This is a genomic window from Microbacterium sp. 71-36, from assembly GCF_001898305.1.
In the GTDB taxonomy this organism is placed as follows: Bacteria; Actinomycetota; Actinomycetes; order Actinomycetales; family Microbacteriaceae; genus Microbacterium.
Genome location: NZ_MKTP01000004.1, coordinates 43140 through 55833 on the forward strand (window position 1 = coordinate 43140; position 12694 = coordinate 55833).

Sequence of the window (12694 nt, forward strand, 5' to 3'; positions counted from 1 at the left end):
GGCCTCCAGCGCCCCGATCACGCGCGTTTCTCCGGAGTTCGGCACGGGCCGCCGCGTCGGCGCGCGACCGTAACGCGCCCACACGGGCCTGGCAAGGGCGCTCGCCGCCGCCGTGCCCGCGCGTACCGTCGCGGCATGACCGACTTCTCTCCCCGCCACGCGATCGTCACCGGCTCGGACTCGGGCATCGGCGCGGCCACCGCGCTCGCCTTCGCCGCCGCCGGCATCGACGTCGCCATCACCTACAACAGCGACGAAGACGGCGCGCAGAAGGTCGCCACCGCCGTCCGCGAGCGCGGCGCCCGCGCGGTCGTGGCGCAGTTCGACGCCACCGACTTCGACGCGATCCCGGATGCCGTGAACTCCCTCGCCGACGAACTCGGCGGCCTCGACGTGTTCGTCAACAACGCCGGCGGCGGAATCGGCGGCAGCTTCCTCGACCTCGACATGAAGACGTGGCGCACCGACGTCGCGCTGAACCTCGACGGCGCCTTCCTCGCGCTGCACACCGCCGCGAAGCGCATGGTGGCGGCCGGCAACGGGGGACGGCTCATCGCCGTGTCGAGCGTGCACGAGCACCAGCCGCGCGTCGGCTCCGCCCCCTACGTCGCGGCGAAGCACGGGCTCGGCGGACTCATCAAGACGATGGCGCTCGAGCTCGGGCAGTACGGCATCACCGCGAATGCCGTCGCGCCGGGCGAGATCGCCACTCCCATCAACGACATGGACCCCGAGGATGCCGACCGCATCCACCGTCCTGGGATCCCGCTCGGTCGCCCCGGCAAGCCGAACGAGATCGCCGACGTGATCCGGTTCCTCGCGTCGCCGTCGGGCTCGTACGTCACCGGCGCGAGCTGGGTCGTGGATGGCGGGATGCTGCAGATGGGCCCGCAGGCGGGGTCGCACATGGAGTCGGACGCGTGGCGTTCGGCCGGAAAGGAGTGACGCGATGAGCGACGAGAAGAGCTTCGAGGAGAACCGTCACGACCAGCTGACGAGCGCACCGAAGGCGACGGAGGCCGACGCGGCTCCGCGCATCGACGTCACGCAGCACGACGGTGTCACCCGCATCGACGTGCGCGACGACGCGGCCGTGCGCCCCGGCCCCGGTCCCGGCGACCCCGCGGCGGAGGAGGACGTGCCCGTCTCGGGCGACTGACTCAGACGAGCAGGTAGCCGCGCGCGTCGACACCGCCGATACGAAGACCGGATGCCAGGTGCCCCCGCAGCTCCTCGCGCACCCGGTACCGCCACTCAGCGGCGGCCGCCGGGTCGGTGCGACGGAGCGCCTCGACGTCGTCGGGGATCTCGACGATCGCGCGCACGGCCTCGTCGGCGGGCGTGGGGGCGGGCGGCTCGGCCACCGCCCACGACACCATGAGCCGGTCGGATTCGTCGCCGCGGTTCACGTCGTCGGGCATCTCGCCGTACTGGTTCACCAGGTATTCGGTGGCGCTCGCGCCGAGGACGGCGAGGTTGAAGTGGGCGTTGCGGCGGATCAGCGGGTCGAACGTCCAGGTGATGCGGCCGATCCCCCGCTCGAGCGCCCATTCGCGCTGGTGCGCCTTGAGCTGGCGGCCGAGCCCGCGCCCCTGGTATCCGGGCAGGATGCCGGTGATATGCGAGTGCATCGTCCGCTCCGCGGGCGGGCCGAAGAACGCCGCGGACGCCCCGATCATCCGGTCGCCGTCGTACAGCCCGACGACGTAGTTGCCGGAGTGTTCGAGCGCCCGCAGGATGTTCGACGGCATCGTCGCGCGGTCACCCACCCACACGTCGTCGAACAGCTGCGCCCCGGCGACGATGGCCTCGAGGGTGTCGAGCGGGCGGATGTCGATGCCGGTCGTGCTCATGCGTCGAGTCTGGCACCCGCCGCGCGCGGCCGCGCCGCACCTCCAGCCAGGCGGGATCCCGCCGCGGCGTGACGAAGCGCCGCCACGGACCGTCCTATCCGTGAAGCCCGGATCGCCCGGGCCCGGATGAGAGGACGAGACGATGAGAGCCGGACGCGCCACGACCGCCCGCCGACCGCGCGGAGTCCTCGTGACGACGGGGATCGGAGTCGTGCTCGTCGTGCTCGTCGCCGCGGGACTGTTCCTGCCGCTCGTCGGATTCCTCGCCGGGGCCACGGCATCCACGGTCGGCCTCGTCCCCTTCCCCGGGCTGAGTGTGACGCTGGTGAGCCTGCTCGGGGTCGTCGTCTGCGCCGGCCTGCTGTTCGCGGCCCTCACCCGTCGGCGCACCGCGACCGCGATCGCGTGGACCGTCCTGGCCGTCGTGGTCGCGCTGGCCGTGACGGCGTTCCCGCTCATCGCCGTGGTCACCGGCTCGGCGGACCGCGCGTCCGACCTCGCGCCGATCATCGGCGACCTGTGGGGCCGCCTCACGGGCCAGGGCTGATCCCGGCCGCCCCGCCGGCCGACACGACGCGGCACCACCCGATCAGCGCGGCAGCTCACCGCCGACGTGACGGATCGTGCGGGCGCGCTCGACGACGATCGCGATGCCCCCGACCAGCCACAGCGGCACCTGCGTGAGGAACGCCAGGCGGAAGGCATCCAGGGAGTAGGTGTCGGGGGTGCCGGCGCCCTGGACGTCCATCGCGATGCCGATGAAGAGGATCGCCAGCAACGCCGCGAGGAAGCCGCCGCCGTTCACGATGCCGGTCGCCGTGCTCAGGCGATGGCTCGGCGTGAACGTGCGGGCGTGGTCGAAGGCGATCATCGACGCCGGGCCGCCGGTCGCGAGCGCGAACATCAGCACGATCAGCAGCCACAGCGGGGCGGGCCCCGGCCACGCGGCCACCGCGATCCAGGCGAGCGCCTGGAACACGACCGTGGGCAGCACCAGCCAGCGCGAGCGCCGGCGCGGATGCCGGCTCGACAACGCACCGATCACCGGACCGCACAGGATGCCGAAGAACACGAACAGCGTCATGATCGCCGATGCGGTCGCCGGCGGCAGCCCCTCCCCGGCGGTGAGGAAGGGGAATCCCCACAACAGCATGAACGCCGTGCCGGCGAAGGGCGTGGCGAAATGCGACCAGAACCCCAGACGCGTTCCCGGGTGGGCCCACGATTCGCGGAAGCCCTGCCGCAGATCGGCCGCCGAGGTGACGACGCGGATCGTGCCGGTCTGCGTGTCGACGGACGTGTCGACCGCGTCATCCCGCCGCTCGGGCGGGCGGTTGCGGATGATCGCGTACGTCAGCACCGCGAACAGCACACCCAGCCCCGCGACGCTGCCGAACGCGACGCTCCAACTCGTCGCGTGCAGGAGAGCGGCGAGGGGGACGACCGCCACGATCTGCCCGAGCTGGCCGATGATGCCGGTCAACTGCACGAGCACCGGCGCCCGCTGCGCCGGGAACCACGTCGCGATCACGCGCAGGACGCTGGGGAAGATCATCGCGTCGCCCGCACCGATCAGGACACGGGCCAGGATGCCGATCCCCACCGCGTCCGCGAACGCCATCACCAGTTGGCCCGCCGCCATCAGCAGCATGCCGATGGCGATCATCGGTCGCGCGCCGTAGCGGTCGAGCAGCAGGCCGACGGGGATCTGCATCGCGCCGTAGACGAACAGCTGGATCACCGCGAACAGCGACAGCGCCGAGGCGTCCGCGTGGAAGCGGGTCGCGGCATCCACCCCCACCGCCGACAGGGACGTGCGGTTGACGATCGAGACGACGTACGCGAGAACGCCCACGCCCCAGAGCGTCCACGTCCGCCACCCGGGGCGTTCGAGGCTGCTGATCACGTTTCCCAGGCTAGTCGCGGCCTCCGACGTCGATGCTCCGTCCGCCCTCCACGGGGAAGCCCGATCGCTGACTTCGGAGACACGTCCGCGAAAGCCGAGCGCGAGCGTACACAAGACCGAAGTCAGCGAGCAGGGACGGCGGGCGCGGGCAGGGACGGCGGGCGTGGTCACCGCCGTCACCGGGGCACGGCAGAATGGTCCGATGGTCTCCGCGAGCCCCCACCTGCAGCCCGATCACGCGTGCCTCATCGTCCACGGCAGCGACACCCCCGGCATCATCGCCGCGGTCTCGGCTCTCATCGCCCGCCAGGGCGGCAACATCGTCGCCTTCGACCAGTACTCCGACGGCACGCGCGGCGGGGCGTACTTCCAGCGCGTGGTGTTCCACCGCCCCGACCTCGCGGCATCCCTGCCCGAGATCCAGGCCGACCTCCACCGGACGCTCCGCGACGGCTTCGAGCTGGAGTGGAAGCTCACCGACCTCGCCACCCCGAAGCGCATGGCCATCCTCGCCTCGAAGCAGGACCACTGCCTCCTCGACCTGCTGTGGCGCCACCGCCGCGGCGACCTGCCCGTGAGCATCCCGATGGTCGTGTCCAACCACACGACCTCCGCCGACGACGTCCGGTCGTTCGGCGTGCCGTTCTTCCACGTGCCCTCGACCCCCGGCCCCGACAAGTCGGCCTCCGAGGCGCGCATCCTCGAGCTCCTGGTCGGCAACGTCGACTTCGTCGTGCTCGCGCGCTACATGCAGATCCTCTCGCCGGAGTTCCTCGAGAAGATCGGGGTGCCGGTGATCAACATCCACCACTCGTTCCTGCCCGCCTTCATCGGCGCGGAGCCCTACAAAAAGGCCAAGGAACGCGGCGTCAAGCTCATCGGCGCGACCTCGCACTACGTCACCGGCGACCTCGACGAGGGTCCGATCATCGAGCAGGACACCGTCCGGGTGACCCACGCCGACTCCGCCGCCGAGCTCGCCCGCCGCGGCGCCGACGTCGAGCGCCAGGTGCTCTCGCGCGCGGTGCTCTGGCACGCCGAGGACCGCATCATCCGCCACGGCAACCACACCATCGTCTTCACGTCCTGAGGACCGGGCCCGACGTCGTCGCCGCGGTGTCGGCGCGCCTCGGTGCCGAGACTGCATCCCGCCGACGACTCCACTGCAACCTGCAGTGGAGTTGTCAGGTAGATGCAGTCTCGCGGTTCCGGGCCCGACGACCCCCAAAGAGACATTTGACGGTCGGCCGCGAGCGCGCGAGCATCGGGGGATGTCCCGCATCGATGAGCTGCGCGCCACCGCGCACCCGCTCCGCCTCCGGATGCTGTCGCTGCTGACCGGAGCGGCCATGAGCGCCGCCGAGGTCGGGCGAGAGCTCGGCGTCTCCCAGGCCGCGGCCAGCTACCACCTCCGCGTGCTGGAGCGGGTGGGCCTCATCCGCGTCGTCGAGACCGTGCGGTTGCGCGGCGGGGATGCCAAACGCTACCGCCACGAGTCCTCCTCGCGCCGGATCGACCCCGACGCTCCCCCGACCACGCGCGTACCCGCCGAAGACGCGGCGTCGTACACCGAGGCGGTCATCGACGAGCTGCGGCGCCGCGAACGGCGGCGCGCCGACGGCCCCGGCGTCACGACCGACGCCGAGCTGTGGGTCGATCCGGAAGTGTGGCGGCGGGTGGTGCATCACGTCGCCGAGGCGTCGGCTCTGCTGCACGCCGCCGCCCGGCCGCCGCGCACCCCCGGGACGCAGCCGGTCTCGATGACGGCCGCCCTCTTCCGCCTGGAGCGCCCGTGACCGGGCCGGGACCGCTCCGCCATGCGGCCTTCCGGTGGCTCCTCGCGGCGCGGACGACGAGCATCGTCGGCAACGCCGTCGCCCCGATCGCCCTCGCCTTCGCCGTGCTCGACCTCACGGGCTCCGCCGCCGACCTGGGGCTCGTCGTCGCGGCGCGCTCGATCACGAACGTCGCCGTCCTCCTCTTCGGGGGCGTCCTCGCCGACCGCCTCCCCCGGAATCTCCTGCTGGTCGGGACGTCGGTCGCGGCGGCACTCACGCAAGGCGGCGTCGCCGCCCTCGTCGTCACCGGATCGGCGACCGTGCCGGCACTGGTCGTGTTGAGCATCCTGAACGGCGCGGTCGCCGGCGTGAGCCTGCCCGCGTCCGCCGCACTCGTACCCGACACCGTTCCTCCGGAGCAGCTGCGCCCGGCCAACGCGCTGCTGCGCCTCGGGCTGAACGCCGGCACGATCCTCGGAGCCTCGGCGGGTGGCATCCTGATCGCCGCGGTCGGGCCGGGCTGGGGTCTGGCCGTGGATGCCGCCGCCTTCGCGGCCGCGGCCGTGTTCTTCTCGCGGCTGCGCCTGCCGGAGCGGGCCAAGGTCCCGCGTGCGTCGGTGATCGCGGACCTGCGCGAGGGGTGGCGCGAGTTCACGAGTCGATCCTGGGTCTGGATCGTCGTGCTGCAGTTCGCCGTGCTGAACGCGGCGTTCACCGGCGCCGTCGCCGTGCTCGGGCCCGTGGTCGCGGACCAGACGGTGGGGCGCTCGGCGTGGGGGTTCGTCATCGGGGCGCAGACCCTGGGCTTCGCGCTGGGAGCGGTGGTCGCGCTGCGCTGGCGGCCCCGCCGCGCACTCGGGATCGGCGTCGCCGCGATGGCGTTCGCGGCGGTGCCGGTCGCGACGCGGGCGGCCGCACCCGTGGTCGCGGTACTCATCATCGGGTTCGCGCTCGGCGGCTTCGCGACCGAGCTCTTCGCGATCGCCTGGGACCAGTCGCTGCAGTCGCACATCCCGCGCGACGCGCTCTCGCGCGTGTACTCCTACGACATGGTCGGGTCGTTCGTCGCCGTGCCCCTGGGCGAAGCGGTCGTCGGTCCTGTGGCCCACGCGGTCGGGACGACCCCCGTGCTCTGGACCTGCGCCGCGCTCATCGTGCTGGCGACGCTGGCCGCCGCATCGATACGGAGCGTGTGGCGCGTGACGGCGCCCTGAAGCCGAGCGCGGGTCGCGGCCGGACCGGTCGGGCCCGTGTCCCCGAGAACGCCGAGACTGCACGGGCCCGACAAACCCCCCGCAGGCTGCAATGGGTCTGTCGGGCGGATGCAGTCTCGGCGTTCCGGGGCGGGCTCAGTCGGGATCGGATGCCGTGGCGAGCGGGCCCGTGCCCCCGCGGGGCGGTTGCTTGCGCTGACGCGCGAGCTCGCCGCCCACACGACCGCCGTAGGGACGGCCGTGGTCGGCCCACTCGGCGCGGAAGTACGCCAGGCGCCAGTCGCCCAGCTCGATCCGCGCGCCCGTGCGCAGGATGCGCCCGTCTCCGCGACGCCCCTCCGGCGCGGCACCGCCGCCGCCGACGACGTCGAACCCGTAGAGGACGTACTCGTCGTCGCCTTCGTGCCGGATCTCGGCGTGGATGGGGGCGAGGCCGGGGAGCCGCAGGTCGGCCCCGTCGCCGGACCCGATCACGGTCTTCGTGGGCAGCAGGTCGAACTCGCGGGGACGCGATCCGTCCCACGACCCATCGCCGATCGCGAAGATGAGCCGAGGGCGTCCGGAGCCCGGGGTGTAGTGCGTCGTGGTGATGCGGCGTCGGACGGAGCGGTTGACGGTCGGCACGAGAGGGAGCGGGGTGCCCGGCGGGACGGGGAATGCCAGCGCCTGCCCGTCCTTGCGTCGCGTGAGCAGGGGCGCGAGCGCGGCGACGGAGCCGAGCCGGATGTGCGGGGAACCCGTGACGACCCGTTGCAGCAGGCTGCTCTTGACGTCACCGAGCTGCAGGATCGGACCGTCCGGTCCTTCCACGCGCACCGAGATCCCGCGCGCAGCCAGGGCGTCGGCGACCGTCGACAGCTCGGCGAGCGTGCGACGGCCGTTGCCGGGCAGCCGCGACGGATCGCTCAGGGTGATCCGCACCTCGGAGCCCGCGGCGGTGATCGTGCCCTCGAACGGCGGGAGGGTGGCATCCGTCCCCGCCTCCTCCTCCGAGAAGGCGAGGTCGATGTCGAGGCGCACCATGACGGCGCCCGCCCTCAGTTGCCGCGGTACGGGTCGGAGCCCGGCGCGGTGTCGTCGCTGGTGGTGACGCGCAGGGTGCCGTTGAGCTTCCACGTCGCCCGGGGCGCGTCCGGACCGATGTCGCGCGGAACCTCGACCGTCATGTCGACGAACGAGTAGTTGACCGCGGCGCCGCGGCCGGTGAGGTACGACCACATCTCCCGACCGAGGTCGGTCCAGTCGGTGATCGAGTGCCCCTCGGGGCCGGAGGAGTTGGCGAACGGGTCGGTGGATGCGGTGGTGTCGGACATCGTCCCAGTCCTTTCTGGTGTTCGGGGGCACCAGGCTCCCACCGGGCCGGTTCGCGCACGGAGGGATTGCGTTCCCGGCCGATGTGCGGGATAACCGCCCGCCTCAGTCGGCCGAGTCCCAGAGCGGGGTCAGCGCCATGAGGCGGGCGTCGCGCCACCGCACGCGCGCGTCCCAGTCTTCGAGCGGCAGCGCCGCGCGACGCTCGGCGGCGACGCGGGCGACGAGCTCGGGGGTCCAGGGGTCGTGCTGGCCGCGCTCGGCACCCATGCGGGCGTACGACTCCCCCATGCGTTCGGCGTGGGCGGCGATGCCGCCGCGCACGTTGAGGTCGCTCGTCTCGAACGGGCCGATGATGCTCCACCGTCGGCCGAGACCGCTGCGGACGACCTCGTCGACGTCGGCGGCGTCCACGATCCCGTCCCGCACCAGGCAGTACGCCTCGCGGAGCAGCGCGCCCTGCAGCCGGTTGAAGACGAAGCCCTCGATCTCGCGACGCAGTACGACCGGACGCAGCCCCACGGAGCGGTAGATCCCGGCAGCGCGATCGACGGTCGGGGATGCCGTGACCGGCGACGGCACGACCTCGATCACCGGCAGCAGATACGGCGGGTTGCCGGGGTGTCCGACGACCAGCCGGGCGGCGACCTCGGGCGCGAGCCCCTCGGCCAGGACGGAGGGCTGGATCGCCGACGTCGAGCTCGCGAGCACGGCATCCGCGGGCGCGACCGCCGCGAACCGCGCGAGGACCTCGCGCTTGAGGTCCGCGCGTTCGGGGGCGCACTCCTGCACGAGCTCGGCGTCGTGCGCGGCCGCCGCGGCATCCGTGTGCCATCCGATCCGCGCCGCGACGACGGCAGGATCCTCGGCGAGGAGGCCGGCGTCCGCGAGCAGCCGCAGCCGCGCCTCGACGTCCGCGCGGCCGCGGTCCAGCGCGGCGTCGTCGATGTCGAACACCTCGGCGGTGCGGCCGGCCCGGGCGAACAGCACCGCGAACGCGACGCCGATCGCGCCCGAGCCGACGATCGCGACGGGTCGGCCGGTCACTCGCCCCACCAGTCGCGGTCGGCGGCGTGGCCTCGACGGAGGATTTCGAGCACCGCGTCGCGGCTCAGCTCGCGGGGGTTGTTCGCGGTCAGCCGCGTCGCCAGCATCGCCTGGTCGGCGACGAAGCCGAAGTCGTCGGGCGAGAGCCCGAGGGTCGCGAGGTCGGTCGGGGCGCCGAGCGCCCGCAGCAGATCCTCCACGGCCCGGATGCCGTCCCGAGCACGCTCCTCCTCACTCGCCGACGCATCCCCGGCGCCGAGCAGCCGCGCGATCTCGGCGAACTCCGCGACGCGGGCGGGCAGGTTGTACCGCATGATCCAGGGCAGCAGCGCGGCTACACCGAACCCGTGCGGGGTGTGGGTCAGGTTGCCGATCGGCGACTGGATGGCGTGCGCGCCCGCGGTGCCCGCGGTGTTAATCGCCATGCCGGCGCAGTACGACGCGAACATCGTGTCGGTGCGCGCGGCGAGGTCGGACCCGTCGGCGGCGACGGCCGGCAGCGAGCGACCCAGGAGCGCGAGCCCCTGCCGTGCGTAGACGTCGGTGAGGAGGTTCTTCCCGGCATAGAGCTTGGTCGCGAGTTCCTCCGGCGTGGGGTTCTTCGCACGACCCGTGAACGCCTCGACGAGGTGCGACAGGGCGTCGGCGCCGGTGGCGGCGGTGAGTCCGGGCGGGCAGGTCAGCGTCAGCTCGGGGTCGATGACGGCGACGGTGGCCTCGAGGTGCGGACTCGCGACCCCGACCTTCATCCCCCGCTCGCCGTCGAAGACGACCGAGATGCACGTGACCTCGGCGCCCGTGCCGCCCGTGGTCGGCACGGTGACGACCGGGACACCGGGCCCCGGGACGAGGAACTCGCCGTAGTAGTCGCGGACGTCGCCGCCGTTGGCGAGCACGACCGCGGACACCTTCGCGAGGTCGAGGCACGACCCGCCGCCCACGCCGACGATCACGTCGATCGGAAGGTCGCGGTAGCGCTCGGCGACCTCCATGACGTTCTCACGCGGCAGTTCGGGCTCGGTGCGGTCGAACACCTCGACCTCGACGCCCGCGCCCCGGAGCCCGTCCGCGATCTCGCGGAATTCGGTACTGGATGCCATCCGCTCGTCGGTGACGAGGAGGGCGTGGCGACCGATCTCGGCGACCACGCGCGGCAGCTGGCGACGTTGGCCCGGACCGAACAGGACCGAGCGCGGCTGCCGCAGCAGCCCGAGCGCGAGGTCGTTGTCGGTGCGGGTCGGGGCGGGGAGGGCGGTGGTGTCGCTCACGAGAGGGCTCCTTCTTCGTCGACGGTGACGGCCAGGTACTTCGGCTCGAGGAATTCGTAGATGCCGTCCTGCCCGCCTTCGCGGCCGAGGCCCGACGCCTTCACGCCGCCGAACGCGGCGGCGGGATCGGCCATGATCCCGCGGTTGATGCCCACCATGCCGAAGTCGAGTCGCCCGGCGACGGCGAACGCGCGGGACAGGTCGCGCGTGAACACGTACGCGGCCAGACCATACCGGGTGTCGTTGGCGAAGCGAACGGCATCCGCGGTGCTCTCGGCACGGTAGATCGCGGCGATGGGGGCGAAGAGCTCGCGGTGGCACACGTCGCTCTCGCGGTCGTGCACCTCGAAGACGGTCGGCTCGAAGAAGTAGCCGTCGCCGTCGATCGCGCGACCGCCGGCGAGGAGCGTCGCGTCGATGCGCTCGAACTCCGCGACGAGGTCGGCCACGCCGTCGCGCTGCCGGGCCGAGATGATGGGGCCGACGTCGGTGCCCGCGTCGAATCCGCTGCCGACCCGCAGGGCCTTCGCGAGCGCGACGAAGCGCTCGATGAACGCGTCGGCGACTCTCTCGTGCACGATGATGCGGTTCGCGGCGACGCACGCCTGACCGGCGTTGCGGAACTTCGCGACGATCGCCTGGGCCGCGGCGGCTTCGACGTCGGCGTCGTCGAGCACGACGAACGGTCCGTCGCCCCCGAGCTCCATGGAGGCGTTGACGATGCCGGGGGCCGCCTGCCGCAACAGCGTCGAGCCGACCTCGGTGGAGCCGGTGAAGCTCACCTTCCGCAGCCGCGGGTCGGCCATGACCTCGGCCGAGATCGCCGACGAGGACGTGGTGTGGACGAGGTTCACCACGCCGGGTGGGAACCCGGCTTCGGTCAGCACCGACACGAACAGCGCGCAGGTGAGCGGCGTCTCGCGCGCGGTCTTCACGACGGTGGTGCAGCCGGCCGCGAGCGCGGCGCCGGCCTTGCGGGCGATCATCAGCAGCGGGAAGTTCCACGGCGTGATGAGGAGCGTCGGCCCCACGGGCTGGTGGGTCGTGACGATGCGATATCCGCCGCGCGATCCGTGGGCGAACGAGCCGTGCAGGTGGGCGATCTGCTCGGTGTACCAGAGGAAGAAGTCGGCGCTGAGCTGGAACTCCGCGCGCGACTCGGCGAGGGGCTTGCCGCTCTCGAGCGTCATGATCTCGGCGATGGCATCCCCTCGCTGGAGGAGCAGTCGGTGCGCGCGGGCGAAGAGGTCGGCCCGGTCGCGCGGAGGCATGGCCGCCCACGCGGCCTGCGCGCCGGCCGCGGCATCCAGCGCCGCCTTCCCGTCCGCCGCGGTGCCGTCGGCGACGCGCGCGATCTCTCCTCCGGATGCCGGGTCGTAGACGGCGAAGTCACCGTCGCCGGCGCGCCATTCGCCGTCGATGAACAGATCCAGGGGCACGGAGTGTCCGCGCAGAGTCGCCGTTCGCGACGGCGGGGCGAGAGTGGTCATCGGTGATCCTTTCCGGAATCGTCATCTCGTATTACGGTAATAGCGACGCCCGCCGCCGACCGGCGAGTGTCTCGATGTGAGACAGCTTCCGAAAGGCCGGTGGCCCCATGCCCGTCATCGAACGGCACGCCGCTCCCCTGCGTCAGCAGGTGCTCCTCCTGCTCCGCGACGAGATCCTGGAGGGGCGACGCGCACCCGGCGAGCGCCTCCGCGAGAACGACCTGTGCGCCGCGTACGGCGTCTCCCGCACGGTCATCCGCGAGGTGCTCCGCCAGCTCGAGAGCGAGAGCCTGATCTCGGTGATCCCGGGTCGCGGTCCCATCGTGGCGGTCCTGACCAAGCGCGAGATCGAGTCGCTGTACGAGGTGCGCGCGGCGCTCGAAGGTCTCGCGGCGGCGCTGTTCGCGCGGCGCGCGAGCGCCGCCGATTGCGCCCGGCTGATCGACCATCACGCCGCGATGACCGCGGAATACCTGCACGGAACCCTCGCCAGCCGGGAGGAGAGCAAGTCGGAGTTCTACCGGATCCTGCTCGCCGGCGCCGACAACGACGTGCTCTCCGACGAACTGTCCGGCGTGCACACCCGGATCGGGCTGTTCCGCCGCTACGCCTTCCTCGACGACGACCGCGTCGCGCAGTCGTTCGAGGAGCTGACCGCCATCGTCCAGGCCACGGCGGTCGACCGCGACCCGGTCGCCGCGCGCGCCACGAGCGAGCACCACATCGAGCTCGCCGGACGCCTCGCCGTGCTCGAGTACGAGCGCCGCGTGACCCCCGAGGGCGGGCTCGTGCACCTCGACGAGGTCGCGGTATGAGCGCCCCGCGCC

14 protein-coding genes are annotated in these 12694 nt (G+C 72.5%); 7 read left to right on the plus strand and 7 right to left on the minus strand.

Going from position 1 to position 12694, the window contains the following annotated elements:
* The first annotated feature begins 135 nt into the window (after positions 1–135).
* On the plus strand, positions 136–945 hold the full coding sequence (locus tag BGO45_RS11685) for an SDR family oxidoreductase (RefSeq protein WP_292694440.1): 810 nt from the start codon (positions 136–138) through the stop codon (positions 943–945).
* Positions 946–949: 4 nt separating this feature from the next.
* Positions 950–1159: a multidrug transporter gene (locus BGO45_RS11690; RefSeq protein ID WP_292694443.1), complete on the plus strand. Its 210-nt coding sequence runs from the start codon at positions 950–952 to the stop codon at positions 1157–1159.
* 1 nt (position 1160) lies between these two features.
* Here the strand turns inward: BGO45_RS11690 and BGO45_RS11695 are convergent, their stop codons facing one another.
* Entirely contained in the window at positions 1161–1853 is a 693-nt protein-coding gene (locus BGO45_RS11695; protein ID WP_292694446.1) for a GNAT family N-acetyltransferase, read from the minus strand.
* A 142-nt stretch (positions 1854–1995) separates the two neighbouring features.
* Here BGO45_RS11695 and BGO45_RS11700 point away from each other — a divergent pair, with 142 nt between their 5' ends.
* A complete protein-coding gene (locus BGO45_RS11700; RefSeq protein ID WP_292694449.1) occupies positions 1996–2400 on the plus strand; it encodes an MFS transporter permease in 405 nt (134 codons plus the stop codon).
* Between the two features lie 42 nt (positions 2401–2442).
* Here BGO45_RS11700 and BGO45_RS11705 read toward each other — a convergent pair whose 3' ends face one another.
* Complete coding sequence (locus BGO45_RS11705; RefSeq protein WP_292695166.1) at positions 2443–3768, minus strand: nitrate/nitrite transporter; 1326 nt, start codon at positions 3766–3768, stop codon at positions 2443–2445.
* Between the two features lie 193 nt (positions 3769–3961).
* Between BGO45_RS11705 and purU the strand changes: the two genes are divergently transcribed.
* The 3 genes from purU to BGO45_RS11720 all read left to right on the plus strand — a co-directional run bounded on the left by purU (position 3962) and on the right by BGO45_RS11720 (position 6751).
* Positions 3962–4849 carry a formyltetrahydrofolate deformylase gene (purU, locus tag BGO45_RS11710; protein ID WP_076493715.1) on the plus strand — a complete coding sequence of 296 codons (888 nt, stop codon included), beginning with the start codon at positions 3962–3964 and terminating at the stop codon, positions 4847–4849.
* A gap of 181 nt (positions 4850–5030) precedes the next feature.
* Positions 5031–5555 carry a helix-turn-helix domain-containing protein gene (locus tag BGO45_RS11715; protein ID WP_292694453.1) on the plus strand — a complete coding sequence of 175 codons (525 nt, stop codon included), beginning with the start codon at positions 5031–5033 and terminating at the stop codon, positions 5553–5555.
* Positions 5552–6751, plus strand: a complete 1200-nt coding sequence (locus BGO45_RS11720; RefSeq protein WP_292694455.1) for an MFS transporter — start codon at positions 5552–5554, stop codon at positions 6749–6751. Before BGO45_RS11715 ends, BGO45_RS11720 begins: the two co-directional genes overlap by 4 nt.
* Positions 6752–6886: 135 nt before the next feature.
* Here the strand turns inward: BGO45_RS11720 and BGO45_RS11725 are convergent, their stop codons facing one another.
* From BGO45_RS11725 to BGO45_RS11745, 5 genes are all read right to left on the minus strand, one after another.
* Positions 6887–7774 (minus strand): FHA domain-containing protein, encoded by an 888-nt coding sequence (locus BGO45_RS11725; RefSeq protein WP_292694457.1) that lies wholly within the window; start codon positions 7772–7774, stop codon positions 6887–6889.
* Positions 7775–7788: 14 nt separating this feature from the next.
* Positions 7789–8064: a hypothetical protein gene (locus BGO45_RS11730; RefSeq protein ID WP_292694459.1), complete on the minus strand. Its 276-nt coding sequence runs from the start codon at positions 8062–8064 to the stop codon at positions 7789–7791.
* Positions 8065–8167: 103 nt separating this feature from the next.
* Positions 8168–9109 (minus strand): 3-hydroxyacyl-CoA dehydrogenase, encoded by a 942-nt coding sequence (locus BGO45_RS11735; RefSeq protein ID WP_292694462.1) that lies wholly within the window; start codon positions 9107–9109, stop codon positions 8168–8170.
* On the minus strand, positions 9106–10377 hold the full coding sequence (locus BGO45_RS11740; RefSeq protein WP_292694464.1) for an iron-containing alcohol dehydrogenase: 1272 nt from the start codon (positions 10375–10377) through the stop codon (positions 9106–9108). The genes BGO45_RS11735 and BGO45_RS11740 overlap by 4 nt, the downstream gene beginning before the upstream one ends.
* On the minus strand, positions 10374–11867 hold the full coding sequence (locus BGO45_RS11745) for an NAD-dependent succinate-semialdehyde dehydrogenase (RefSeq protein WP_292694466.1): 1494 nt from the start codon (positions 11865–11867) through the stop codon (positions 10374–10376). The genes BGO45_RS11740 and BGO45_RS11745 overlap by 4 nt, the downstream gene beginning before the upstream one ends.
* 107 nt (positions 11868–11974) lie before the next feature.
* On the opposite strand from BGO45_RS11745, the gene BGO45_RS11750 reads away from it, so the two are divergent.
* A complete protein-coding gene (locus BGO45_RS11750; RefSeq protein ID WP_292694469.1) occupies positions 11975–12682 on the plus strand; it encodes a GntR family transcriptional regulator in 708 nt (235 codons plus the stop codon).
* The last annotated feature ends 12 nt before the right edge of the window (positions 12683–12694 follow it).